The sequence below is a fragment of the Shimia sp. genome, assembly GCF_049116215.1.
Lineage (GTDB): Bacteria > Pseudomonadota > Alphaproteobacteria > Rhodobacterales > Rhodobacteraceae > Shimia.
Window position 1 is genome coordinate 279,455 of sequence record NZ_JAGDZB010000007.1, and the last position, 24,401, is coordinate 303,855.

General features: G+C 58.0%; 28 protein-coding genes and 1 riboswitch. Of the genes, 7 read left to right on the forward strand and 21 right to left on the reverse strand.

Translation table 11 applies throughout. The annotated features are described in order from the left end of the window. Positions 1-16: 16 nt before the first annotated feature. From ddpX to JXR15_RS20160, 6 genes are all read right to left on the reverse strand, one after another. Positions 17-541: a D-alanyl-D-alanine dipeptidase gene (gene ddpX / locus JXR15_RS20135; RefSeq protein ID WP_422054983.1), complete on the reverse strand. Its 525-nt coding sequence runs from the start codon at positions 539-541 to the stop codon at positions 17-19. After that, complete coding sequence (locus JXR15_RS20140) at positions 538-1,494, reverse strand: oligopeptide/dipeptide ABC transporter ATP-binding protein (protein ID WP_422054984.1); 957 nt, start codon at positions 1,492-1,494, stop codon at positions 538-540. Before JXR15_RS20140 ends, ddpX begins: the two co-directional genes overlap by 4 nt. Beyond that, positions 1,491-2,468 carry an ABC transporter ATP-binding protein gene (locus JXR15_RS20145; RefSeq protein ID WP_422054985.1) on the reverse strand — a complete coding sequence of 326 codons (978 nt, stop codon included), beginning with the start codon at positions 2,466-2,468 and terminating at the stop codon, positions 1,491-1,493. The genes JXR15_RS20140 and JXR15_RS20145 overlap by 4 nt, the downstream gene beginning before the upstream one ends. Before the next feature lies 1 nt (position 2,469). After that, positions 2,470-3,360: a D,D-dipeptide ABC transporter permease gene (gene ddpC / locus JXR15_RS20150; RefSeq protein WP_422054986.1), complete on the reverse strand. Its 891-nt coding sequence runs from the start codon at positions 3,358-3,360 to the stop codon at positions 2,470-2,472. Beyond that, positions 3,360-4,376 (reverse strand): ABC transporter permease, encoded by a 1,017-nt coding sequence (locus JXR15_RS20155; RefSeq protein WP_422054987.1) that lies wholly within the window; start codon positions 4,374-4,376, stop codon positions 3,360-3,362. The genes ddpC and JXR15_RS20155 overlap by 1 nt, the downstream gene beginning before the upstream one ends. A 67-nt stretch (positions 4,377-4,443) precedes the next feature. After that, positions 4,444-6,009 (reverse strand): ABC transporter substrate-binding protein, encoded by a 1,566-nt coding sequence (locus JXR15_RS20160; RefSeq protein WP_422054988.1) that lies wholly within the window; start codon positions 6,007-6,009, stop codon positions 4,444-4,446. 190 nt (positions 6,010-6,199) lie between these two features. Here JXR15_RS20160 and JXR15_RS20165 point away from each other — a divergent pair, with 190 nt between their 5' ends. After that, complete coding sequence (locus JXR15_RS20165) at positions 6,200-7,057, forward strand: MurR/RpiR family transcriptional regulator (protein ID WP_422054989.1); 858 nt, start codon at positions 6,200-6,202, stop codon at positions 7,055-7,057. 7 nt (positions 7,058-7,064) lie between these two features. Here JXR15_RS20165 and JXR15_RS20170 read toward each other — a convergent pair whose 3' ends face one another. The 10 genes from JXR15_RS20170 to JXR15_RS20215 all read right to left on the reverse strand — a co-directional run bounded on the left by JXR15_RS20170 (position 7,065) and on the right by JXR15_RS20215 (position 12,966). Then, positions 7,065-7,709 carry an energy-coupling factor ABC transporter ATP-binding protein gene (locus tag JXR15_RS20170; RefSeq protein WP_422054990.1) on the reverse strand — a complete coding sequence of 215 codons (645 nt, stop codon included), beginning with the start codon at positions 7,707-7,709 and terminating at the stop codon, positions 7,065-7,067. Next, positions 7,706-8,488, reverse strand: coding sequence for a cobalt ECF transporter T component CbiQ (gene cbiQ / locus JXR15_RS20175; RefSeq protein WP_422054991.1), 783 nt, complete (start codon positions 8,486-8,488; stop codon positions 7,706-7,708). The genes JXR15_RS20170 and cbiQ overlap by 4 nt, the downstream gene beginning before the upstream one ends. Continuing rightward, complete coding sequence (locus JXR15_RS20180) at positions 8,488-9,075, reverse strand: cobalt ABC transporter permease (protein ID WP_422054992.1); 588 nt, start codon at positions 9,073-9,075, stop codon at positions 8,488-8,490. Before JXR15_RS20180 ends, cbiQ begins: the two co-directional genes overlap by 1 nt. Further along, the gene (gene cbiM, locus JXR15_RS20185) at positions 9,072-9,683 is read right to left on the reverse strand and encodes a cobalt transporter CbiM (RefSeq protein WP_422054993.1); all 612 of its coding nucleotides are present in this window, start codon (positions 9,681-9,683) and stop codon (positions 9,072-9,074) included. Before cbiM ends, JXR15_RS20180 begins: the two co-directional genes overlap by 4 nt. Before the next feature lie 6 nt (positions 9,684-9,689). Continuing rightward, positions 9,690-10,475 (reverse strand): DUF4198 domain-containing protein, encoded by a 786-nt coding sequence (locus JXR15_RS20190; RefSeq protein ID WP_422054994.1) that lies wholly within the window; start codon positions 10,473-10,475, stop codon positions 9,690-9,692. 129 nt (positions 10,476-10,604) lie between these two features. After that, positions 10,605-10,807: riboswitch (cobalamin riboswitch) on the reverse strand. Between the two features lie 310 nt (positions 10,808-11,117). Then, positions 11,118-11,480, reverse strand: a complete 363-nt coding sequence (locus tag JXR15_RS20195; RefSeq protein ID WP_422054995.1) for a hypothetical protein — start codon at positions 11,478-11,480, stop codon at positions 11,118-11,120. A 6-nt stretch (positions 11,481-11,486) separates the two neighbouring features. Beyond that, on the reverse strand, positions 11,487-11,645 hold the full coding sequence (locus JXR15_RS20200; RefSeq protein ID WP_422054996.1) for a hypothetical protein: 159 nt from the start codon (positions 11,643-11,645) through the stop codon (positions 11,487-11,489). Between the two features lie 22 nt (positions 11,646-11,667). Then, complete coding sequence (locus tag JXR15_RS20205; protein ID WP_422054997.1) at positions 11,668-12,288, reverse strand: short chain dehydrogenase; 621 nt, start codon at positions 12,286-12,288, stop codon at positions 11,668-11,670. Beyond that, entirely contained in the window at positions 12,234-12,548 is a 315-nt protein-coding gene (locus JXR15_RS20210) for a hypothetical protein (protein WP_422054998.1), read from the reverse strand. The genes JXR15_RS20205 and JXR15_RS20210 overlap by 55 nt, the downstream gene beginning before the upstream one ends. 16 nt (positions 12,549-12,564) lie before the next feature. Then, on the reverse strand, positions 12,565-12,966 hold the full coding sequence (locus JXR15_RS20215; RefSeq protein ID WP_422054999.1) for an alpha/beta fold hydrolase: 402 nt from the start codon (positions 12,964-12,966) through the stop codon (positions 12,565-12,567). Between the two features lie 97 nt (positions 12,967-13,063). Here JXR15_RS20215 and JXR15_RS20220 point away from each other — a divergent pair, with 97 nt between their 5' ends. Further along, positions 13,064-13,213 carry a LysR family transcriptional regulator gene (locus tag JXR15_RS20220; protein WP_422055000.1) on the forward strand — a complete coding sequence of 50 codons (150 nt, stop codon included), beginning with the start codon at positions 13,064-13,066 and terminating at the stop codon, positions 13,211-13,213. A 43-nt stretch (positions 13,214-13,256) separates the two neighbouring features. Continuing rightward, the gene (locus JXR15_RS20225) at positions 13,257-13,913 is read left to right on the forward strand and encodes a LysR family transcriptional regulator (protein ID WP_422055001.1); all 657 of its coding nucleotides are present in this window, start codon (positions 13,257-13,259) and stop codon (positions 13,911-13,913) included. 154 nt (positions 13,914-14,067) lie between these two features. On the opposite strand, the gene JXR15_RS20230 is transcribed toward JXR15_RS20225, so the two are convergent. From JXR15_RS20230 to JXR15_RS20250, 5 genes are all read right to left on the reverse strand, one after another. Then, positions 14,068-14,988 (reverse strand): helix-turn-helix transcriptional regulator, encoded by a 921-nt coding sequence (locus tag JXR15_RS20230; RefSeq protein ID WP_422055002.1) that lies wholly within the window; start codon positions 14,986-14,988, stop codon positions 14,068-14,070. A gap of 13 nt (positions 14,989-15,001) precedes the next feature. Continuing rightward, positions 15,002-15,478 carry a class I SAM-dependent methyltransferase gene (locus JXR15_RS20235; RefSeq protein WP_422055003.1) on the reverse strand — a complete coding sequence of 159 codons (477 nt, stop codon included), beginning with the start codon at positions 15,476-15,478 and terminating at the stop codon, positions 15,002-15,004. Between the two features lie 119 nt (positions 15,479-15,597). After that, positions 15,598-17,667: a molybdopterin cofactor-binding domain-containing protein gene (locus JXR15_RS20240; RefSeq protein ID WP_422055004.1), complete on the reverse strand. Its 2,070-nt coding sequence runs from the start codon at positions 17,665-17,667 to the stop codon at positions 15,598-15,600. Next, on the reverse strand, positions 17,664-18,125 hold the full coding sequence (locus tag JXR15_RS20245; RefSeq protein WP_422055005.1) for a (2Fe-2S)-binding protein: 462 nt from the start codon (positions 18,123-18,125) through the stop codon (positions 17,664-17,666). The genes JXR15_RS20240 and JXR15_RS20245 overlap by 4 nt, the downstream gene beginning before the upstream one ends. After that, positions 18,103-18,522 (reverse strand): hypothetical protein, encoded by a 420-nt coding sequence (locus JXR15_RS20250; protein WP_422055006.1) that lies wholly within the window; start codon positions 18,520-18,522, stop codon positions 18,103-18,105. Before JXR15_RS20250 ends, JXR15_RS20245 begins: the two co-directional genes overlap by 23 nt. Positions 18,523-19,323: 801 nt before the next feature. Between JXR15_RS20250 and JXR15_RS20255 the strand changes: the two genes are divergently transcribed. The 4 genes from JXR15_RS20255 (at position 19,324) to JXR15_RS20270 (ending at position 24,356) form a co-directional block, all read left to right on the forward strand. Next, positions 19,324-20,424 (forward strand): MHYT domain-containing protein, encoded by a 1,101-nt coding sequence (locus JXR15_RS20255; protein ID WP_422055007.1) that lies wholly within the window; start codon positions 19,324-19,326, stop codon positions 20,422-20,424. Positions 20,425-20,572: 148 nt separating this feature from the next. Beyond that, positions 20,573-21,427: an FAD binding domain-containing protein gene (locus JXR15_RS20260; protein WP_422055008.1), complete on the forward strand. Its 855-nt coding sequence runs from the start codon at positions 20,573-20,575 to the stop codon at positions 21,425-21,427. Between the two features lie 11 nt (positions 21,428-21,438). Then, entirely contained in the window at positions 21,439-21,933 is a 495-nt protein-coding gene (locus JXR15_RS20265; protein ID WP_422055009.1) for a (2Fe-2S)-binding protein, read from the forward strand. Beyond that, positions 21,930-24,356: an aerobic carbon-monoxide dehydrogenase large subunit gene (locus JXR15_RS20270; protein WP_422055010.1), complete on the forward strand. Its 2,427-nt coding sequence runs from the start codon at positions 21,930-21,932 to the stop codon at positions 24,354-24,356. Before JXR15_RS20265 ends, JXR15_RS20270 begins: the two co-directional genes overlap by 4 nt. Positions 24,357-24,401: the final 45 nt, after the last annotated feature.

Sequence of the window (24,401 nt, forward strand, 5' to 3'; positions counted from 1 at the left end):
CCCTGCCCTATTTGCGTCAGAGAAGCGGATAGTTTTCCGAGTTCTCCAACGCGTAGTGCCACCATTCATAGGGGTTCATCTCAAAACCGGCACCCACCATGAGACCCAGCAGAATCAAGCGATTTTGCAGAGCTTCACGGCAGATGTCGATCCTGGAGTGATGCGATTGTTGCAATGCAGCGTCAAAGTCTGTGCCCATATCGAGTACAGTGCCACCTGACGTGGTCAGCGTCAGATCCACGGCGGTGCCGCGGCTGTGATCTGAGCCAATGGCCGGATCTGCAACAAATTCTGGGTCGGGCCGTACCTCCCACAAGCGGCGTTGCACCGCTTGTGGGCGATAGGCGTCCAGCAACAGAAGGCGCAGTCCAAGGGCGGCAGCGCGATCAGCGGCATGAAAGAGGGCATCGGCGGCATGTCTGTGCAGGCGCGCCTGTTGATCCTCCGGCGTGGTATAAAGCACCTCACCGGCGAAGTTTTGGGTGGTCGCATAAGCCAGCTGCACGTCGATGGCCGCGTGTTGGATCGGGACCAGCGTCATGCGGGCACCTTTTGTGGGGTGGTGGCCGTTGTTTGACAACAGCGCACCTGGGCCTGCTCGGTAGGCACCATGTTTTGTCGTACGTCACAGCCCGCGCCCGCCTGTTCACAGCGGTCTTTAAAGAAACAACCAGTGGGCAGGTTTCGGTTGGACGGCAGATCTGTGTTGCTGAGCGCCTCTCCCAGCCCGCCGGTGGCGCGCATGGTGGGGATCGAGTCCAGCAGGAGACGGGTATAGGGGTGTTTGGGCGCGGCAAGCACAGCTTCTGACGCGCCATGTTCCACCACCTGCCCGAGATACATCACCGCCACCTCATCACAAAGGTAGCGCACAACAGAGATGTCGTGGGAGATGAAAATGTAGGTCAGACCACGTTCCGCCTGAAGGTCTTTCAGCAGGTTGAGGATTTGCGCTTGAATCGAGATATCAAGCGCCGAGGTCGGCTCGTCGAGCACAATCACATCTGGATCTGAGGACAATGCACGGGCAATGGCGATTCGCTGACGTTGACCGCCGGAGAACTCATGGGGGTAGCGGTCGAGCACCTCCGGGCGCAGGCCCACTTTGGCGGCAAGATCGGCTGCCAATGCACGTAGCTCGGCTTTCGGGCGTTTGGACACCGCAAAGACTGGCTCGGTGATCACCCGCCAGACCGGCATGCGGGCGTTGAGCGAGCTTTGCGGATCCTGGAACACAATCTGCACGTCATGATCCGCGCCAAAGTTGCGGATCACTTCGCCCTCAGACGGCTTGCGGATGCCCATCAGCACCTGCGCCAAGGTGGATTTGCCGCAGCCGGATTCGCCAACGATGCCCAGCGTTTTGCCCCGCAAAATATCGAGATCGATGCCATTAAGCGCATGTACAAAGCCACGCGGGCGCCCCCGCCAGTCTTCGCCAAACGGGAAGCGCATGTGGATGTTGGAGAGCGTCATCACGCTGTCAGTAGTCATGCGGAGATCTCCTCGCGCAGCCAGCAGGCGGCTTGGTGTTTGGTGCCAACATCGGTCAACACGGGGCGCGAGTCGCAGGCGGCGTGCGCATGGCGACAACGGGCCTGAAAGGCGCAGCCTTTTGGCGGATTGACCAGATTGGGCACGGTGCCGGGGATGGAGGCCAGCGGCGCGCCCGGATCCGCGTCTTCTGGCAGGGCTTCGATCAAAGCGGCAGTATAGGGATGCTGCGGATTGCCCAGCACTTTCTGCGCCGGTCCAGATTCCACCACGCGTCCTGCATACATCACATAAATGCGGTCACAGAACTGGCTGATCACGGCCAAATCATGGGAAATGAACAGCACCGAGGCCCCGGTTTGACGGGCTTTGGCGTGCAACAGTTGCAGCACCTGCCGTTGCACCGTCACATCCAAGGCGGTGGTGGGCTCATCCGCCACCAGAAGCTTGGGAGAGCAGGCAAAGGCCATGCCGATCAGGATACGCTGCCGCATACCGCCGGAGAGCTCAAAGGGGTAGCGTCCCAAGATTTCTTCTGCATCGTTGATGCGCATGTCTTTGAGCAGCTCGATCGCCCGATCCCGCGCCGCCATGCCGCGCAGATCGGAGTGCAGCTCGATCACCCGCAGCATCTGTTTGCCAATGGTCTTGGTTGGGTTCAGCGCGGTTTGCGGCTCCTGAAAGATCATCGCCACATCACCGCCGCGCAGCTTGTTCATCTCGCGCTCAGACATGGTGGCCACGTCGCGCCCCAGGATGCTGATGGTGCCCGCAGATTGGCGGAACGCGCCGGAAGGCAGCAAGCCAAGCGCGGTCATGGCGGTGACCGATTTGGCCGACCCGCTTTCACCAACAAGACCAACAATCTCGCCCGGTTGCACATCCAAGTCCACGCCGTTCACCGCGTGCACGTCACCTGCGAAGCCCGGAAACAGAACTTCCAGCCCGTCAATTTTCAATACTGGGTCCGCCATGTCAGCGTGCCTTCTGTTTGGGATCAAGGATGTCGCGGATGCCGTCACCCAAAAGGTTGAAGGCGGTGGCGGTGATCAGGATGGCAAAGCCGGGGAAGGCCGAGTACCACCACTGGTCCAAGATGTAATTACGTCCGGTGGCCACCATGGCGCCCCATTCGGCGGTGGGCTGTTGTGCGCCAAGGCCAATGAAACTGAGCGCAGAGGCCAAGAGAATGGTGCTGCCGAGGTCCAGCGTGGCTTGCACCATGACCGGGGACAGGATGTTGGGCAGGATATGCCAGCGCAGGATGTGTAATTTGGACGCTTTGAAGGTTTCGGCGGCGGTCACAAAGGACATTTCCCGGATCAGCAAAGTTTGGCCGCGTGAAATGCGCACGTAGACCGGGATGCGCACCAAAGCGATGGCGATGGCCGCGTTGATCAGACTTGGGCCAAGCGCCGCTGCGAGCGCCATGATCAGCACCAGAGATGGCACAGACAACACCACATCCATCAGACGCATGATCACCACATCCACACGCCCACCGATCAGGCCGGCAAAAGCGCCAATAAACGTGCCGATGAAACCAGCCACAACCACAACAAAGAAACCCACGGCCACGGATTGCCTCCCACCGTAAAGAATGCGGGAGTAGAGATCGCGCCCAACTTCGTCGGTGCCAAAGAAATGGTCCCAGCTTGGCGCTGCCAGCCGGGCGCGCAGGTCGATGGCGTTGGGATCATGGGTGGCAAACACCGGTGCAAAGATCACCAGAAACAGCACGATCAAGACCACAGCGCCGCCGCCAAGTGTGAGCGGGCTTTTCTTGACTTGGTACCAGAGGTAGCCCCAATCCACCCGCGACAAGGCGCGTTTGATTGGGTTCACAGAGATGGTTGCGTCGCTCATCACGAGACCTCCCGGATGCGCGGATCAACCGCCATATAGATCAGATCAACCGCCAGGTTGATCAGCACGTAGGCCAGCGAGACCACCACGGTGAAACCCATGACCGCCGGGAAATCCAGCGCTTGGATCGAGTTCACCACATAGGCGCCCATGCCGGGCCAGGCAAAGACGGTTTCGGTCAACACCGCGCCGTAAAGCAGATCGCCCAGCGCAAGGCCAAGCACCGTGATCGAAGGGATCATCGCGTTGGGCAGCGCTTCGGTGAAGACCACTTTGAAGCGGCTGAGGCCGTTGGCCTTGGCGGTGCGGATATAGTCTTGCTGCAGCTCTTCGAGCATGGCGGCACGCACTTGGCGGGCCACCACACCGAGGTGCACAAAGCCGAGGGTAAAGGCAGGCAGCAGGATGTGTTTCAACGCGGAGCCAAAGGCGGTCAAATCACCAGCCAACAGGCTATCGATCATCAGGAAGCCGGTGACGCGGGTGGGCATCTCCAAAGATGGATCAATGCGTCCGCCGCTGGGGAGCCAACCAAGGTTGCCGTAGAACAGAAGGATCACCAGCAGACCAAGCCAGAAGGCCGGTGTGGAGATGCCGGTCACGGCAATCACCCGCACAAAGTGGTCGATAGGCTTGTCTTTCCACACAGCAGAGGCCACGCCCAGTGGGATGCCCAAAGCGGTCGCGAAGAACAGCGCGGTCAACGCCAATTCCAACGTGGCCGGGAAGAAGATGCGCAGATCTTCCAACACTGGACGACGGGTGCGGATCGAGTTGCCAAAGTCGCCTTGAACCACGCCTTCGAGGTAGCGCAGGTATTGGACGGGAAGCGGTTTATCGAGGCCGAGATCCTCGCGGATATTTTGCACAATCTCCGGCGTCGCGCGGTCGCCCGCAATCATGCGGGCCGGGTCGCCGGGAATGAGATTTGAGATGGTGAAGGTGATGACCGTCACGCCAAAGAGAACCAGTATCAGGAACATCAATCGGCGGCGGATGACATTGAGGAAGGACATCGGCGCGTTTCTTTATTGGCTGAAGGCCCAAGACCACCGCAGCGGTCTTGGGCCGTTTGCTTGAGGCTTAGTCGGAGAGTGACATGCCGCCGAAGTTGAAGATGTCTTCGAGCATTGGGTTGAAGACAAAGCCTTCGACATCATCACGCACGGCGATGCGGTAATCTTTCTGGAACAGATAGACGTAGGCCGCTTCGTCGGTCACGATTTCCTGCAGCTCACCATAAAGCGCGGTGCGTTCCGCTGTGTCGGAGCTCACAACCGCTTGCTGCAGCAGGCCGTCAACTTTGTCGTTGGAGTACCAGCTGCGGTTGCCCGCCAGACCGTGACGCTTGCTGTCAAACCAGTAGTTGGTGAACATGTAAGGGTCCGCAAAGTCCGGGCTCCAGTTGCCAGTGGCAATGCCAAACTCGCCGGTGTCAAAACGCTCACGCATGGTGGCGTTGGCCAGTTTTTCCAGCTTCACGTTCAGGCCCAGCTGGGACAGATATGCTTGGGTTGCGATGGCAATTGGCTCCCACAGTGGGTCACGATCGGAATAGAGGAAAGAGATTTCCTCGCTTGCGCCGCCAGCCACGTCGAGGGCCTTTTTCGCAGAGGTCAGATTATAAGAATACTGGGTCGCGTTTTTGTTCTGACCCCACATGCCTTCAGGGATCGGGCCGTGCATCTGCACACCGTTGCCGTCCAGAATGCCGTCGATGATGCCCTGATAGTCCACGGCTGCGGAAATCGCGCGACGCACATCAACGTTGTCCAGAGGCGCCACTTTGTTGTTCAGGTAGAGGTAGGTCACCTTGAGGCTTGGGTAGTTCTGTACCTCAACACCATCTTTGCTACTCAGCGCATCAAGTTGATCCACCGGCAGGCTTTCAGCAATGTGGACGTCACCCGCTTCAAGTTTCAGACGACGGGCGGCCGCTTCTGCAATGATGTCGACGCGGATTTTTTCGATTTCCGGCGTTGCACCACCGTAGTTCGGGTTTGGCTCCAGCACCAAGCTTTGGCCACGCTCCCAACCGGTCAGCATGTAAGCACCGGAGCCCGCGGAGTTGGCGGACAGCCATTCGGTGCCGTGATCGTCACCCTTGTCTTCAACAGCCGGGTTCACAATGCCCGCGCCGTTGTTGGCCAACGTGTAGAGGAACGGCGCAAAAGGCTGCTCCAATGTGAAGGTCACCTGCATGTCGCCGGTGGCTTCGACTTTCATGCCGCCTGGGAAGGCTTCAGACGGGCCGCGGCCCAGAGCCATCAGGCGGTTGAAAGAATATTCCACCGCAGCTGCGTCCACGGCGGCGCCGTCGCTAAAGGCGTTGCCGGAGGCCAGATCAAACGTCCAGACCGTGCCATCATCAGAGGCAGACCACTCGCTGGCCAACTCGCCAACCACGGAGGTCAGGCCTTTGCCGTCTTCTGACACGTCGTAGGCTACCAACCGTTGGTACAACGGATATGTTACGGTCCAATCATTGTTGTCCATGGTTTGCGCTGGATCGAGTGTTTGCGGATCAGACGCTTTGGCCACAACCAACAGGTCTGCATCGCCATCTGCCATGGCTAATGGCGCGTTTACCGCCATGCCAACCGTGACGGCTGCTGCGCCAACCACTTGGAACCAATGTAAATTTTTCATCTTCGCTGTCCTCCCCAGAACGATGTCTTTGGCCGTTTGGCCATGTCTTGTTGGGGGTGTTCCCCAACGGCAAGTGGCCTGACCCTCTATGGTATTGCTATAACAGTCAACACCGTTATGGTACGTGCATACCAAATATTTTTGATATAGTCCTCCCAATGGGGACAGCGTCGGACAGAAGGGTCTGAGAATGGGCGTGAATATTTCGGAGGCAATTGCCAATGCGAACCAGTCGTTTACCAAGCTGGAACAACGCGTTGCCACTTATTTAAGCAGCCGCCCTGAGGCGGTGGCTTTGGAAACCAGCGCGGAAATTGCTGAAAAGTTACAAGTCAGCCCAATGACGGTGAGCCGTTTTTTTAAGAAGCTGGGATTTAGCAATTTGAACGAGCTGCGCGCGGATGCGCGGCGCGATCTTTACGGCCCGACCTCCGCACGAATCGGCAGCCGCTTCAAAAGCTTCAAACAGGCCAACCAAACCCGCGACGCAACGCAGGACCATGCCATCGCCAATGCCGCCATTCGGACAGCACTGGATCTGCGGGAAACCGAACGATGGCAAGACGCGGTGAGATATGTCGCCCACTCCGACAGCGTCATGGCGGTGGGCTTTCAGGTGATGCAATATCTGGCCAATGGCTTTGCCATGCGGTTAAAATACCTGCGCTCCAATGTGATGTTTCTGGACGGCACCGACGGGGTCTATGCCGAAGTGTTTGGCGATGATTCCGAGAGCAAAGCGCTGATCCTGATTGATACATTCCGGTACGGCAATCACGGGCCGATCCTGGCCAAAGCGGCGCGGGAGCGCGGCTTCAAGGTGATCTTGTTTTGCGATGAGTTCTGCGATTGGGGCTCAAACCTGAGCGACGTGATGCTCCCCTATCCTAACGAAGGCCATATGTTCCTGCCGTTCCCAACCGGCATCCACTTTGGTTTGAACCTGATGTTTCAGGATGTGGTGACCGAGCTTGGCGACAAGGCGCGTGACAAGGTGGAACAGGTCGCCAAGTCTCAGGATTTGTTTGATAATTTCCTGCCGGAATAGGTGACCCTTACACCAGCTTTCCGTCCTGCAACTCCAAGGTGTTCGGGGCCAATGCGGCGCGGAACGCGGGGTTGTGGCTGACCAAGAGAATGGCTTGCGGCAGGCCTTGCAGGATTTCCAGCAAGCGGGCCTCGTTTTTTGTGTCGAGCGCGTTGGTTGGCTCGTCCAGCAGGAGCGCTTCGGGCTCCATGGCGAGCACAGTGGCCAAGGTCACAAGACGCTTTTCGCCACCAGAAAGCTTATGCGTGATGCGGTCGCGCAGGTGCATCAGGTTCAGATCCGTCAGCACCTTATCGACAATCGCCAAAGCCTCGCCTTTGGTGCGACCAAGGTTGAGCGGGCCGAAAGCGATGTCTTCGGCCACAGTGGGGCAAAACAGCTGATCATCCGGATCCTGAAACACCAAACCAATGCGGCGGCGCACTTCGTGAAAATCCGCCTCCACCCGGCGCTCTTTGCCAAAGACGGTCACGGTGCCGGAAGTTGGATGCTGCAAGCCCAGCGCAATGCGAAATAAGGTCGATTTGCCTGCGCCGTTGGGGCCTGCAATCGACAGGCGCTGACCAGCCTCCAACCGCAACGACGCGCCGTCCAGCACCGGCGGTTGCCCGGCGTAGGCAAAGTGGATGTTCTTTAGCGCGAGGATCGTCATAGGTAGTCCAGAAACAGCAGGCCGACGCAAACCCCACCCAGCAACACAGCAAAGCGGTGATCACGGCGGGTCATGCGGAACTCTTGTAACAAGATCAACTGCCCTGAGAAGCCCCTGCATTTCATTGCGCCCAGAATGCGTTCGGAGCGCTCGATGGCGCGCACCAGCATCATCCCAACAAGATAGCCGAAGCTGCGGTAGGTGTGCCAATTGGTGCCAGGACGGAAGCCACGGATCTTCATGGCGCCGCGCAGGCGTAGGTATTCTTCGCGCAGCACCTCGATGTAGCGTATGGTGAACATCAGAAGGTGCACCAACACCTCGGGACAGCGCAATTTGTGCAAGGCATGGCCAAGCGTGACCGGCTCCATTGTCCCAACGAGCACCATAAGCGTAAGGATCACCGCGTTGGCGGTCAGGCCGATTTCAATGGCTTTCCAGAGGCCTTGCCAACTGGCGGGGAAGCCAAAGAGGCTAAACATTGGGTCGCCCGGCATGGTGAATGGCAAGAGCACCAGCATGAAGATGATAAAGCTGTCCATCATCGCCATGCGCTTGAGCGTGCGGCGGATTGGCAGGCGCGACATCAGCAACAGGGAAATGGCCGTAGCGAGTGCAGCAATCAGCGCCGGGATCGTGGCCAGCGCCACGGTGGTGATGGCAAAGACACAGGCCAGCACAACCCGCAAACGCGGGTCGAGATCACCGATCACGCCATAAGGCGCATCGCTGCCCGCCTCGACCAGGGTTTTGGCCTTGGGTTCCAGCGCGTGGGCCATCAGGTGGCCATCTTCCGACGGGCGGCGAGGTAGAACCCAAAGCCAAACAGGCCCACGATATAGCCGATGCCCCCCAGGATGCTCTGCATGTCGTTTTTCTCACGATAGGCGGCAATCTCGCGGCGCAAAGGGCGAATTTCATCGCGCACCGCCTTGGCAATGGCCTGGCGCTCCTCATCAGACAGGGAAGCGACGGTGACCATGTTTGCGCCTTCGACTGGTCCGTCGGAGGCGGCCACCGGCGTATCTACGATCTCTGCGGCAACGCCCATAATGTCGGCGACCTCTTCGGCAGGCATGACAACTTTGGCGACGTGACCGGCGCCCATGTCGGCGGTAAAGGTATGCGCCACGGGGCTGGTGGGGGTATAGAGAAAGAAGCCATCTGTGTCGGTTACGGTGCGGCCCAGCTCTGTGCCATCGGGGCCGAACACGATGACCTCCTGGCCCACCGCCATGTCGCCGTTGGAGAAGCCAAGTTCACCTTCGATGGCGTCGCCAGCCGGGAACACACCGGCAATCACCTTATGCGCCAGCGCAGGCAGCGGGGCGCAAATCAGGCTCACAATCAGGATCAGCTGTTTCACGCGGAGGATCCCTTCAAAAACAACTCCGGCTTAACCTTACGCGCCAAAAGCACGGCAAAGCCAGTCAGAACGGCTTCGATCACCATGACAGGAATATGAGCAAAAAACACAAGTTTGGCGGCGGGCAGGAACTCATCCCCGGTCAACGCAAGAGACACCGCCACAAAGAGGGTCGTGGCGGCAATGGCAAAGGCCCCGCCAAGGCCACCCCAGACCGCCCCCTGCACAGGAGAACCGCGGCCGATCAAGCGGCCAAAGATCATCCAGGCCAGCACCGCGGGCATGGCAATGTTGAAGGTGTTCACCCCCAGCACCGTGAGCCCGCCAAAGCCAAAAAACACAGCTTGCAGCAACAACCCGACAAACAGCGCCGGAAAGGCGGCCCAGCCAAGCAAGAGCCCGGCCAGACCATTCAGGATCAAATGCACAGAAGACGGACCAATCGGCACGTGGATCAGCGATGCGACAAAGAAGCTGGCCGACAACACCCCAGCTGTGGGGATGCGGTCGATGTCCAGCGACTTGAGGCCCACGGCAATCCCGCCTGCGGCGGCAATTGCACCGCCGATCACAACAGGGTTGGACAAGGCTCCGTCAACGATGTGCATATGGGGTTACTCCAGATCCCAGGCGCGAATCCAGATGATCGCGTCTTGGCTCAGCTCTTTGCCCTCATGCTCGGTTGCCGGGCCAGAACCCAGAGCCGCGAAACCCCAGTAGCCAGCCTTTGGCACACCAAAGGTGAAGTAGCCATTGTCGTCAGAAATCGCGACAATCGCACCGCCAGGCAGTGGAGACACGGTGGTGGCCTTCGCGCCGGTGCCCGACAGGTCAGGCTCTGCTGCCATGTACTCGATCTCGATCTCCGCACCGGCAACCGGCTTGCCTTCGCTCAGAACGCGACCGGTGAAGGTGCCGCCTGCAATCACGTTGTAGGGCTTGTTCAGTGGCAGGATTTCAGTGGCGAGGCCCTGTGGCTGATCCCAATCGGTGGGCAGCTCGTTGCGGTTCAGATAGGCCTTGGTGATCTGCTGGATGTAGATGTCCTCGGACTCTTCGTAATAAGGCGCAGGCACGGTCACGAGCACATAGTCACCGGAGCGCTTCACCGGCACGGAGCCCATAAAGGCTTTGGCACTGTTGTCAGGACCGTCAAAGGTGGTCTCTTCCAATGTGTCCATCAGGTCGGTCTTTTCACCGTTGTGGATCACGTAAAACTCTTCCGGCTTCTCCAGGGTCATTACGTGACCGGCGTCATGTGGGTGCCAGAAAATCAGCTTGACCGGTACATCGCCGGGGCGCTCGATCATGGTGTCTTCGGTATACTCAAGCAGGAAATGCGCTTGTGCCATTACAGGCAGGGCCAGTGCAGCGGTGGCCGCCAAAAGCAGTTTTTTCACAAATAAAGTCCTTATCACGTTGCGCCTTCCCCGGCGCATTTGGTGTGTGACTTGGAGTGGTTTGGAACCGAATATCGCGCGCGACACACAGATCCAGCGCACACCCCGTCGCCGATGATGCACGCCCCTTCCGGGGGCGCGTGTTCGGCAGGTCTCCTGACTTGCGGGTCAAAACACAAAGCTGGCCTTCCCGGAGCGTCCCAGTGGCATGATCAGCTGTGCTCGCCGCTTACAGTTGCGGGGGCAGTTGCAGAGTTGGCCAATACATCAGCCGCACTGCATTCCCTATTGCTTCCGGAGGATTCTCCGGAACCGAACATGCTGCGTGTTTGCCAGAGCAAGGCAGGATTGGTCAATAAGGGAATGCGACGCAGTGCGGGCAAATTGCGAACGGCGTGATGATGCGGTGCATGGCAGTCGCCAACTCGGTCGCGTTTTGTCAGCCAGATCAGCGGGAGGAGAGGTAAACGAAGTGCTGACGGAACATCAGGCGCCGCTTGCTAAGAATACATCCTTGCCTCCCAAAGGAGTCTCGTCGCGCGACACGGCTCCGGCTGTTCATTCAGCATTTAAAGAACGCAGTCGAAGTGTGGACCCGGCAAAAACACCTGGAGTTGCTGGGTCTGTTATTGGCTTTGAAGCTCAGTTGGCCGCGATTGCCGGTGACGCCAGCCGGGTGCCGGTGACTTGAGCAACGGTTGCAGGGGCACCGAGGTCAGCCACGTTTGGAGCAGGGCAATACTCGATCGAGCAGGGCAGGTAATAGAGATCCGCTTCGGCCGCGAAAGTGTCGGCGCTTGGCTCCATCTCACCACGATAGACTGTGACGTTCATGCCTTTAGGCGCCCCGCTGTCGGCGTCTGCGAGAAACGCAAACATCTGGATTTCAAAACGGTTGCCATCGACCTTGGTGATGCTGGCTGGACTGTCGGTGAACTTGACGCCCGCCGCGCCAAACATCCAGCCGCCCACGACATCGGCGGTGCCGCCCGCATCGACATTCATGATGTTCTAATAAGCGCCGCCGTCGGGCAGCACACCGGTGACTTCAACAAACCAAGTGCCAATAAGTTGGTCGATCCCTGGTGTCGTGTCGTCTGATGCGTGACTTGCAGTTGCCGTCATGAGCGCAAGTGTGGTGGCGAAGGATTTGAGAACCGTGAATTTCATTTTGGTGTTCCTTTGTGAGAAGTTAGGCAAAGTCAGGCGTGGACAGGATTTGCCCGTGCATGTCGCCGGTGATTGCGGCGAGACAGCTTTTGGCGGTATCTGCAGCGGACAGTCCGCCATCGGTGGGCAGGCCAAACAACGCCATGCTTTCTTTGACAAAAATTGGGGAGACCACGTTCAAACGGACGGCATCTATCTCTGTGGCGGCGGTGCGCGTGAAGGCTTCAAGCGCACCGCAGGAGGCGGCAATCGCGCTGTTGGGTGGCATTGGTTTTTGCGCTGCAACACCGGAGGTCAAGGTGATTGATCCCCCAGAGGTGACCGCGTCTAGCCCGAGGCGTAGCACTTTGATCTGGCCTTTCATCTGGGTGTCCAGCGTGCGGTTGAGGTCTTCGTCACGCATTGTGGCCAAGGGGGCCATCAACGCGTCGCCAGCAACACTGATGATCGCATCCAGCGGACCGGTCTGTGCAAACAGTGCGCGCAGGCCGTCCGGGTTGGCCATATCGACCTGAAAATCCCCGGATGAACGGGAGGCGGTGATAACGTCATGGTCAGAAGACAAGGCGTGCGCCAGCGCGCGGCCGATCATGCCGGACGCGCCGATAAGAAGAACTTTGGAAGCGGCGTTTGGGTGAGCCATTCTGAATAGTCCGCCACCGCGCGGGCAACATGTTCCGGCTTGCCCAGTACCGGCACGTCACGCGGAAAAACATAGATCGGTTCGCGGCTTTTGACGGTTGGAAAAGGTGCGAGGTAGGCCGCCATTTCCTGCTTGCTCAGATCGCGGTTGATCCAATCGGGCAGCATTTGTTTCACAAAGCTGTTCATCACGCCAAGCATCAGCCAGCTGGCAAAAGGGGCGCGGATCAAGTGCATCAACAGTTTGTCGGCGGTTGCCATGGCGTGAAAATCAATTTCACGCCATGGCCTCCATAAAGACAATGCCCTTGACCCTGTCGGGGTGGCGATTGGCAAAATAGGACCCCAACCCGGAGCCCCAATCCTGCACCACCAGAGTGACGTTGCGCAGGTCCAGCGCCTCGATGAAGGCTTCGAGGTAAGCGTAGCTGTCGTCAAAGCCGTAAGCGATGGCCGGTTTGTCGGATTTGCCAAAGCCAATCAGATCCACGGCGATGGCGCGGGCGTGTGGGGTCACATGTGGCAAGATATTGCGCCAGGTGTAAGACGAGGCTGGATTGCAGTGAATGAACAGGATGGGATCGCCAGAGCCTTCGTCCACGTAGTGCATTTTGCTGCCTTTCAACTGCACAAAGCGTGCGGCAAATGGAAAGTCGGCAGAGATCTCTGTGCGTGTCATGGGCAAGTCCGCGTTTGGAGTGTCTGCCCATGGAATAGATCTGCACTACGTCAGGAAAAAGCATAGGCTTTTGATCAAGATGGTCTAATAGTTAGACATGACCAATATCGACCATCTCAACGTTGTCGCCACGATTTACGACATGGGCAGCTTTCAACTGGCCAGTGAAAAGCTGAACAAGGCGCGGTCCGCTGTGTCTTACTCGGTCAAGCAGGTCGAAGATTTCTACCAAGTCCAAAATTTTTGACCGGTCGACCTATCGCCCGACTTTGACGCGCGACGGCAAAGCCTTGATCGCGCGAATTCGCCATTTGCTGGACCAGGCACAACAGTTTGAGGCGTTTGTTCGCGATCTGAAAGGTGAGGTAGAGACCGATCTTCGTATCGGCGTAAGCAGCAATTTCCCGATTCCGCGTCTCGCCAAGCTGCTGAAAGAGCTGAAGCAGGCGTTTCCTACCACGACGTTGCATTTGGAGATTCAGACAGCATCCGGTGAGCGCCTGTTGATGGCAGAGAAAGTCGACATGGCGATATTGGGCGCGCCGGCGCGCAGCCCATTCATTGATTATCGCCAGATCTCTGAAATGAGTTTCCCGCTGGTGGCTGCGCCGGATCTGTTTGCGATGAAGCCCGAGGCTGTCAGCAAAGCAGAATTGGAGCGGCATCCACAGGTGGTGGCCAAATCGAGTGACGAAAAGGCGCCAAACACCGGCTTGTTGGAGGCGGCGCCCAAATGGTTCGTGAATGACATGTCTACCAAAAAAGACCTGCTGCTGGCCGGCTTGGGCTGGGGGCGGTTGCCAGATCACATGGTGGAGGCGGAGATTGCACGGGGGGATTTGGTGTGCCTGCCGACACTTGGTGATTTGACCCTGCCAATCTGCCTGACAAAACGCGCCGGCCAGGTATTGGGCCCCGTGGGACGACGGATTTGGGAGCAGTTGTAAGGAAATAGGGGGATACCCCGCCATCAATTGGCACCGTGAGGAGACAGACGTGAGCGTGAACGGCTCCGTCTGATTGGTCCAATTGAACAGGCAGAAAAGACCAAACTCCACGCCGGTCCCGCCTAAAACCTAGGGAGCACATCACATCCGCAGGTTACACATTGTTTCGATAGGCCTGGGGAGACAGCCCGACGTGTCGAGAAAACGACCGCGTGAAATGGGCCTGATCACTGTACCCGGACAAGAAGCCAACCTCTGCAAGCCCTCTCCCCGGCTCCTCACACAGAAGCTTGGCGGCACATTGCAATCGGGTGTCTGCGATCAAGCGAGAGAAAGTTGTGGCCTGTTTGGCGAGGTGACGTTGCAAACTGCGCTGTGACAGACAAAGTTCTTCAGCAACCTCACTCAGATACCACCTGCGCAATGGATCTGCGGCCAATAGAGATCGGATGCGCGCCGTAATCTCTGTTGGTTCCCCGACTGAAGCACCGGCCTGTCTTGGCACGGCAGGGACCTCACTTACCTGCAGAATGACCCTCCTGTCATCCGCAGGTTCGGCCGGTGGAAACCACGTTTCATTCTGCCTCCAAACCTGGCCTCGTAAGGTGGCAACCTCCACAGGCGCTGTGGATACCATCTCCATAAGGTTGGTCAAAACCCCAACAACCAAAAGAGTCTCGGACTGTGCTGGAAGCACCGACCCGGAATTGGCTTGATGGTGAAGCACATACTTCCCCTGCGCCTTGGCTTCAAAATGCAACCTATGCCGCCCATGGGTGTAGGCCTCCATGCGCGTCCAACGGCGATGCAGATCCTCAACGGTTTTTGCCTTTAGCAAAGCCTGCGCCAAAGGCTCCGGCGGAAGTTTGCGAACGGCATCGGAGACACGCAGAAGCGACACTGGCCCAAGTCTTGTCACAACCTCATCCAAGACCCTGCGTTTCTCCTGAATTGGCACGCGCGCGCCTTTTGAGGACGGCACATCAAAGTGAATCCACTCTTGCTTAAACCCCAAGGCAAGGATGCGCATCATGGCAGCGGACGCGAAATTGTCACCAGAATCGTATGAAGTCATGGGCACCTGTCGCTCATTTTCGCTGCAGGTAGTAAACAGAAGCCGGCGGCAGATTTCGAGGCACAAATGCCACGCGATGCGCAACCAGACCAAGCTGTTCCAACACGACCTGTTTCACCGGACAACGCACCCCATATGTAAACAGTCGAAAGCGGCTTTCAGGCTTTAGAACAGAAAAACTTGCCCGGAGAATGCCAAAGACTTTTTCAGGCGGCATGGATAGCAACGGCAATCCACACAGAACCGTCGCAGCCGGAGTATCAAACGGCATCAGGTGCGCGACGGACTCGGCGTCATCACAAACTATCCGGAGGCCAGGCGTGCGCGCGGCCAACGCCTCGGCAAGACACGGGTTGCATTCCATTGCAAATATCTGTTCCGCGGCAATGCCTCTCCGGATGAGCGCCGTTGTGAACGCCCCTGTTCCCGGTCCCAATTCAATGACCGGCCCGTCCTCAGCCTGAATATTTTGGGTGATCTTGGCCGCCAAGTCCGGTCCTGAGGGAGCAATAGCGCCAATGGACAGGGGTGACTTCACCCACTCGCGGAAAAACAAGCCAGCGGGGCTCGCGGACCCGTTCCTGCCTCCTGCCTCATTTGGCACCCCCGTCATAACGCGATCTCCGACGGCGCGATGGGAAACCGCGTTGGGCGCAGGCCCGTGGCCGCACGGATGGCATTGGCAATTGCACCCGGCCCGGCCACAATCACCGTTTCGCCCGCGCCGGAGGGGGCGTGTGATCCCTCAACCAGGTTCACGGTCATCTTTGGCACTTCAGGCATGGCCGGGATGGGCGTTTCCGAGAAGTAATCCACAGCAACGCCGCCGTCTGACACCGGCAACCCGTCATGCAGTACCAGACCGACACTCCACACCAAATTCCCCTCACATTGCGCGCGCACCTGATCGGGATTGATCACCATGCCACAATCATGTGCGCACCAAAGTCGGGTGACGCGAATTGTGCCATCTGGCGCAACAGACACATCGGCAACCACCGCCGCATAGCTATGCTCTTTGTAAATCCCACATGCGACCCCACGTCCTGTTCGGTCCGTTCCGTCTTGGATAGGAGCATGACCCTGCCAGTTTGAGCTCTCCGCAACACGCTGCAAAACCGCTTTAAGCCTCGCATCCTGCAAATGCCGTAACCGAAACTCGACAGGATTGGCACCAAGTGTACAGGCGGCCTCATCAATCGTGCTCTCAATCGCCAAATTATTGGGCCCCGCCCCAAGCCCACGCCACGGTCCGGAGTGCACCGGAAGGCGCACCAAATCATAAGACGCTCGCGCCCGGTCCACCTGATAGGGCATCTTCATGCCACGTGCGACACCCGGATCGCCAGCAACCAAATTTGTGCCCGCTTGCATCCAGGCAGGAATGCCTGCGGAGGTAAAAATAATATGTGATGACATCTGCTGGTGATCCCAGTCCGTGATCCGCCCTTCAGACAGCCTGAACCGCACCCGATGAGAGGACGGCGGTCGGTGATAGGCTCTGGAAAGCTCCTGTGATCGCGTCCATTGAACTTTGACGCGCGTGCCGCTTTCCCGCGCCAGAAACGCAGCCTCCACCTCGGCGCGGCATAAAACTTTGCCGCCAAAAGCGCCCCCGACCCGCATGGACTGAACCCGAACGTTTTCAGGCGCCATCCCAAACCGATCGGCCAGCTCATCGCGAATGTAAAACGCGTCCTGCGACCCTGTCCAAACTGTCAGCGCGCCATCTTGCCATTCCGCCACTGCGGCGCGTGGCTCAATCTGCCCATGCGGCGCAAAAGCGAAATCATAGCGAAAGCTCGCGTCCCAAACGCCCTCTTCCACAGGGTCATTCATAACCGCATTTTTTAGTCCGGCGGGAGACAGCGCCTTGTCGATGTCGATCGCGGCCTCCATGTCCATGATCTCGGGTGCACTGTCCATATCCCACTCAATGGCGAGCGCGTCGGCAATTTGGCTCAAAGCGTCTGGATGGCGTGCAATGATGCCAAGACCAACCGTGTGTCCTTGCGGCCCCGGCACTCCCTCAACCAAAGCCACATACCCCGGCACTGCCTTGGCCGCTGCAGCGTTCCACTGAACGGGACGCGATCCAACATCCGTTGTTACAGGACCAAACAAAACCCGACCATGACGCATGTCGGCCCCAACAATATCCGCGGCATACAAGGGCCGTCCCTGCACGATGTCCCGCCCATGGACCAGTTCCGGAGACGCACCAACGAGCCCTTCCCCCTTGAAGGCGCTCAGCTCAGAAATCGGGCGTGACGTCACAGACACCATGCCGTCATGGCGCCCCTCTTTGATCGCGTCTCTCAAACTCGCGCAGGCCTGGGCAAGCGGTTCCGCAAACTGTGCAACTGACTCGCTGCCAACGGTCGCCTTCACCCGCGGCAAGTCCGTGTCATGTAATTGAACCTGCACCTTGTCCCACGCGACGCGCAATTCGGAACATGCAATCTGCTTCAGCGCCGTGGCAATCTGCTGACCCATTTCGACTCTGGGAAGGGTAAGGTCGTATGCGCCGTCTTTGAAACGAATCCACCCAAGCGCATCAACGGCAGTAGGCGCAGGCCGCTTTGGCAAGACAGGCATCTGGCTCCACACCGCCGCGCCCAGACCAATCACCGCTACAAGACCGCCCCCAGCGGCGCGCAACACATCACGTCGGTTCATCTTTTTGCCTCCGCAACACCGTGAATTGCAGCGCGAATACGCTGATAGGTGCCACAACGGCAAAGGTTCCCCTCCATAGCATCCTCGACCTCGCCTGCCGTTGGTAGCGCGGTTTCACGCAACAATGCGACGGCCGACATGATCTGTCCGGCTTGGCAATACCCGCATTGCGGCACAGCATGATCCAACCAGGCTTGCTGCACGGGATGCAGGGAGCCGCTGTCTCCGGCCAGCCCTTCTACTGTCTCAATGCGCGCGCCCTGCACGCTATCGGCAGGCGTAATACAAGAGCGTGTGGCGACACCGTTCACGATGACCGTGCAAGCGCCACACACGCCTTCACCGCACCCCAATTTGGCACCAACCAGTCCAAAATGGTCTCTGAGCAGAAAAAGCAGGGTGTCCTGCCGCCAAGACTCAGGAATTACCCGGCTTTCATTGTTTAGAAGAATTTTCATCACAGCCCTCACTCGTGCTTTCGGTCACTAGATAGGCTGCAGTGCACGTCCGGTATTGAACGATCACGCCATTCTCAAAGCCTTGGGGCACGGTGCTGGACAAGACATGATTGGCCCTTACGTCGTTCCAGCTTGGGCGATACCCTTGACGGTATCGCTTGGCTGCGTTGACCTTCATTACAATGCGTATTCCAGAGTAAGCAGGCGGGCGTTCGCGTCGGACAGAAGGCTGATCAACACCAACTAGGCGGGCGCCCCGGTGTAGTGAAACACTTTGATTCCGTCCCACCCGGAACGCAACCGCCAGCAGGCGCTTGAGCTTGGCATTCCCCTCTTCGAGCGCCTTCAGCTGGGCTGCGTGAGATACCAGCACGCCGCCATGCTCCGATTTGGACATGTGGAGCGTCCCTTGGCTCAGGTCACAGCCTGCACGAAACCTTGCGAAGGCTCCGCTTGCAACGCTTGTAGTTGGTTGGCGAATTAGGAGGTTTTTTCGCGTTTTGTTTTTTGGGAGCGGGATTTGAGCCTACGCGCTTCAGGTTATGAGCCTGCCGAGGTGAGGACGTTAAGCAATTTGATACGGGGGGATCAGTTGTCCTCCGAACTGCGTTTTTGATATATTCGAGTTGGTTTCAGGAACTCGATTTGAACACTGTTTGCGGGAGATTGGGACTGCCTGGGTTCATTCTTCTGCATTTGCCTTAAGGTCAATAGCATACGGTCGCGCTCGGCCCAAACCTGTCGTTCACAACAATGATGTGCTCTGCGGCGCAGCTTACCCAAGCCTGCCATTCGACACGTTGTGCCGCATTTTGTTTAGCAGGACGGCTGCAATGCGGACGAAGCTGCCGTTGCCGGAAACTGCTACAATGTCTCCTGTCAGCCGAAGCAGAAATTGCCCTTCTGCTGAATCGACGAAGAGCAGCCATTCGCTGCAATTCTGCGATTTCAGGGGACCTGAGCAAAGTAGGCATTCACTGAGTGGTCAGGCACAAGAGTGCTAAGATCAATCACATTTCGGAATGTGCCCGAAGTTGACACTGGCGCATCGTTGCACTTTTGCCTCAAGAGCAAAAAAACAGGGAATAAGCTCATCCAGCCTGACTTCGGAGAGGTTGGTTTTGTGAATGTGGAATGACCCCTAAACCAAAAGCAGGGGATGATTGAAATAAGACATTAGCTGCGGCATTGTCTGGGCATGGAATTTCTGGACTTCGGACATAACAATTGGTTGGTGGCTACATCCTTCGTCGTGGCGCTGGTTGCAGGGGCCACTGGATTGTCTTTGACAAGGGATCTGTCCGAAAAATCGCTTCCGCAGCGCAGGCTGGCCATCGCGTTGGCTGCCGTTGCCTTGGGTGGCGGTATTTGGTCGATGCACTTCGTGGCTATGCTGGGCCTAAAGCTGCCAATCCTGTTTTACTATGATGCCGCAATCACGCTCGCATCCGCGCTTATTGCTATACTGATGGTCGCCCTGGCTCTGGTACTTCTGCATTTCACGGATCGCTCCAGAGGGATCATAGTTGCAGCCGGAGCAATCGTAGGCGCTGGTATCTTGGCGATGCACTATGTCGGAATGGCAGGCATGCAGCTGTGCGAACCTGTGTATACTCTACAAGGTGTGCTCGGTTCGTCCGGCTTGGCAATTGCCCTCTGCATTCTAGCGATTGGCGTTGCGTATAATGAGCGCTCCAACAGGACCATCGTGATTGGAACATTGTGTTTCGGCGTCGCTGTCTTTTCAGTTCATTTCCTAGCCATGGCTGGCACCAACTTCGTGGCCCTGGAAAACATCCGGGAATTTGGTCCCGTGATCAGCAATGAAGTCATGGCCGTTGGCGTGATCCTGTCGAGCTTTGTCATCTTCGGCGCGTTTTTGTGGGTCGGCACAACCTATCTCGTGCCACCCCCCCCCACGGAGATGGAAAAGGACGGGATGGACGACGTTCCTTCACTGGATCGACCCGCGCCTATTCGCATACCCTGTGAAAGAGATGGCGGCAAAGTCTTTGTCGCCGCGCCGGACGTAGTATTTGTCAGGGCGGATGGGCACTACACGCAGGTCTACACCCTCACGGATAAGTACTTTTGCGTTTGGCCGATCACCGAAGCAGTCAAACGGTTGGAGCCGACCGGCTTCCTGCGTGTGCACCGCAGCTATATCGTGAACCCCAACAAAGTCGCGCGCTTTGAGCGCACCAAAGATAAGGGGCAGTGTACCTTTGGTGAGGCTGACCTGCCCCCGGTGCCGGTCAGCAGATCGAACCTCAAAGCGACGCAGACTGCCTTCGGTTAACTCTCGGAAACGTCACTCGCGCAACTCGTGCATCCTGAGGCGCATTTCGTGCAAAATGTACGAAAACAAAGTGTTTTCTCGGGCCATCGATCCTACCTCGCGCCAGCCTCACCGACAGCCAGAACAATTGCTGTAGGGAGGAGAGGCAATGATTCCAGCTGCCTTTGAATACTATCGACCGAAAGATTTAGAGGGCGCATTGTCCGTTTTAGTTGAACACGGAGACGATGCGCGTGTGCTCGCGGGTGGGCACAGCCTGATCCCGATGATGAAGCTGCGTATGGCCGAGGTGCCGCACTTGATCGACCTTCAGGATGTGGACGGTTTGAGCGGTATATCGGTAGACGGTGACACGGTTCGCATCGGGGCCATGACCACACAACACGACATCATCGACGACGCCGCGCTGGCCGCCGCTGCGCCGATTATGCGCGAGGCGTCGCTTCAAATCGCGGACCCGCAAGTGCGCTACGTGGGAACGGTTGGTGGCAACGTCGCCAATGGCGATCCGGGCAACGACATGCCGGGTCTGATGCAATGCCTCGGCGCAACGTTCACATTGTTTGGGCCAGAGGGTGAACGCACGGTTGAGGCGCGCGACTTCTATGAAGCGGCCTACATGACCGACCGCGAGGATGACGAGATCCTGACCGCGGTGTCTTTTACTGCGTCAAAAGGTGGATATGCCTACGAGAAGCAGAAGCGCAAAATCGGTGACTACGCCACCGCCGCTGCTGCTGTGCTGATCACCAAAGCGGATGGCAAATGCACCGCCGCGTCTATCGCTATGACGAACCTCAGCGACACACCAATCTGGTCCGAGGATGCGTCCAATGCGTTAATTGGCACAGCACTGGATGCCGCCGCGATCGCCGCCGCCGTAACCGCCATGCTTGGCGACATCGACCCAACCGACGACAACCGAGGCCCGGTCGAATTCAAACGTCACGCCGCGTCCATCATCCTGCGCCGCGCCATTGAAACCGCCTGGTCGCGAGCTTGAGGGAAAGACACATGTCCAACAAGAAACACATCAAACTCACCGTAAACGGCGAAGAGCAGGAGTTCCTTGCAGAACCCCGCGAGCTGTTGATCCACACCCTGCGCGAGCGCCTGAACATCACCGGGCCGCACATCGGCTGCGAAACGTCTCACTGCGGCGCCTGCACCGTGACGCTGGACGGCAAGTCCGTGAAATCCTGCACTGTCTTTGTGGCGCAGGCCGATGGCGCGGACATCACCACCATCGAAGGTCTGGGTAATCCGGACAGCCTGCATGTGCTGCAAGAGGCGTTCAAAGAGCACCATGGGCTGCAATGCGGTTTCTGTACGCCGGGGATGATCACCCGCGCGTCCAAGCTGCTCGAAGAGAACCCAACCCCGACCGAAGAAGAGGTCCGCTTTGGCATGGCAGGCAATATCTGTCGCTGCACAGGTTATCAGAACATCGTGAAATCCATCCTCGCCGCCGCGAGCGAGATGAATTCGGCAAAGGAGGCGGCAGAATGAACAAAGAGCTGACCCGCGAGGAACGCACCGATGCGCTGGGTGGCATGGGCTGCAAGCGCAAACGCGTCGAAGATGCCCGGTTCACCCAAGGCAAAGGCAATTATGTCGATGACATCAAACTACCCGGCATGTTGCAGGGCGACTTTGTACGCTCGCCTTATGCCCACGCCAGAATTATCTCGATTGACGCTTCTGCCGCGCTCGCTCTTGATGGCGTAGTTGCAGTGTTGACCGCCGAAGACCTCGCCCCGCTGGGCCTGCATTGGATGCCCACCTTGGCGGGCGACAAACAGATGGTTCTGGCGGATGGCAAGGTGCTGTTCCAAGGCCAAGAGGTTGCCTTTGTGGTCGCCAAAGACCGATATATCGCGGCGGACGCCGTGGAACTGGTTGAGGTCGAATACGAAGAGCTTCCGGTCCTGACCGATCCATTTGCTGCGATGGAATCTGACGTGGTTCTGCGCGAGGATTTGCTGGGCGAAGGCGGCAGCCTTCCCGATGGTGCACACGGACCACGCAAACACCACAACCACATTTTCACTTGGGAAGTGGGCGAGAAAGACGCCACCGAACAGGTGCTGCAAGAGGCCGATGTGGTGGCCGAAGAGACGGTCTACTACCACCGCACCCACCCATGTCCGCTGGAAACCTGCGGCTGTGTGGCGTCGATGGACAAGGTCAACGGCAAGCTCACGCTGCACGGCACCTTCCAAGCGCCGCATGCGATCCGCACCGTGGTCAGCCTGATCTCCGGCATTGAGGAGCACAACATCCGTGTGATCTCTCCTGATATCGGCGGCGGCTTTGGCAACAAAGTGGGCGCGTATCCCGGCTATGTCTGCTCGGTTGTGGCCTCCATTGTTACCGGCGTGCCGGTAAAATGGGTCGAAGACCGCATGGAAAACCTGATGACCACCGCTTTTGCGCGGGATTATTGGATGAAGGGCAAGATCTCCGCCACCAAAGAAGGCAAGATCACCGGTCTGTGGTGTCACACCACGGCGGATCACGGCGGCTTTGACGCCTGTGCCGACCCGACAAAATTCCCGGCAGGCTTCATGAACATCTGCACCGGGTCTTACGACATCCCGACCGCCTATCTGGCCGTCGATGGCGTCTACACCAACAAGGCACCGGGCGGCGTGTCTTATCGCTGTTCCTTCCGCGTGACCGAGGCGGCGTATTTCATCGAACGCATGATAGAGATCCTCGCGATTGAGTTGAACATGGATGCAGCAGAGCTGCGCCGGATCAACTTCATCAAAAAGGAGCAGTTCCCCTATCAGTCCGCGCTGGGGTGGGAATATGACTCGGGCGATTACCACACCGCTTGGGACAAAGCACTGAAGGCGGTCGACTATGACGGTCTGCGCGCAGAACAAGCCCAACGGGTCGAGGACTTCAAGGCGGGCAAAACCCGTAAACTAATGGGTATCGGCTTAACGCATTTCACCGAAATCGTCGGCGCGGGTCCGGTCAAGAACTGCGATATCCTTGGATTGGGCATGTTCGACAGCTGCGAAATCCGCATCCACCCGACGGGTTCTGCGATTGCGCGCCTAGGCACAATTTCGCAAGGCCAAGGCCACGCAACGACGTTTGCACAGATTCTTGCCACGGAGATCGGCTTGCCAGCAGACAGCATCACCATCGAGGAAGGCGACACCGATACCGCGCCTTATGGCCTTGGCACCTACGGCTCGCGTTCCACGCCAGTTGCCGGTGCGGCCACCGCGATGGCAGGGCGCAAAATCCGCGCCAAGGCACAAATGATCGCCGCTTACCTCTTGGAAGTGCACGACGACGACGTAGAATTCGATGTGGATCGCTTTGTGGTCAAAGGCGCGCCTGAAAAGTTCAAAACGATGAAGGAAATCGCCTTTGCAGCTTACAATCAGGCCATTCCAGGCATCGAGCCGGGTCTGGAAGCGGTCAGCTACTATGATCCGCCCAACATGACTTATCCGTTTGGTGCCTATGTCTGTGTGATGGACATCGATGTGGACACCGGTGTCACCGACATCCGCCGTTTCTATGCGCTGGATGATTGCGGTACACGCATCAATCCGATGATCATTGAGGGACAGGTGCACGGCGGTCTGACCGAAGCGCTGGCTGTCGCGCTGGGACAAGAGATTGCCTACGACGACATGGGCAACGTCAAGACCGGCACGTTGATGGACTTCTTCCTGCCGACCGCGTGGGAAGTGCCCAACTACGAAACCGATCACACTGTGACCCCAAGCCCGCACCACCCGATTGGCGCCAAAGGCGTGGGCGAAAGCCCGCATGTGGGCGGTGTGCCCTGCTTCTCCAACGCCGTGAACGATGCCTTCCGCGCCTTTGGACTGCGCCATACACATATGCCGCATGACCATTGGCGGATTTGGAAGACCGCCAACGGGCTCGGCCTGCACGGTTAACAAACCGGCGCGCGCTGCTCTGAGGTGGCGCGCGCCAAGACGTAT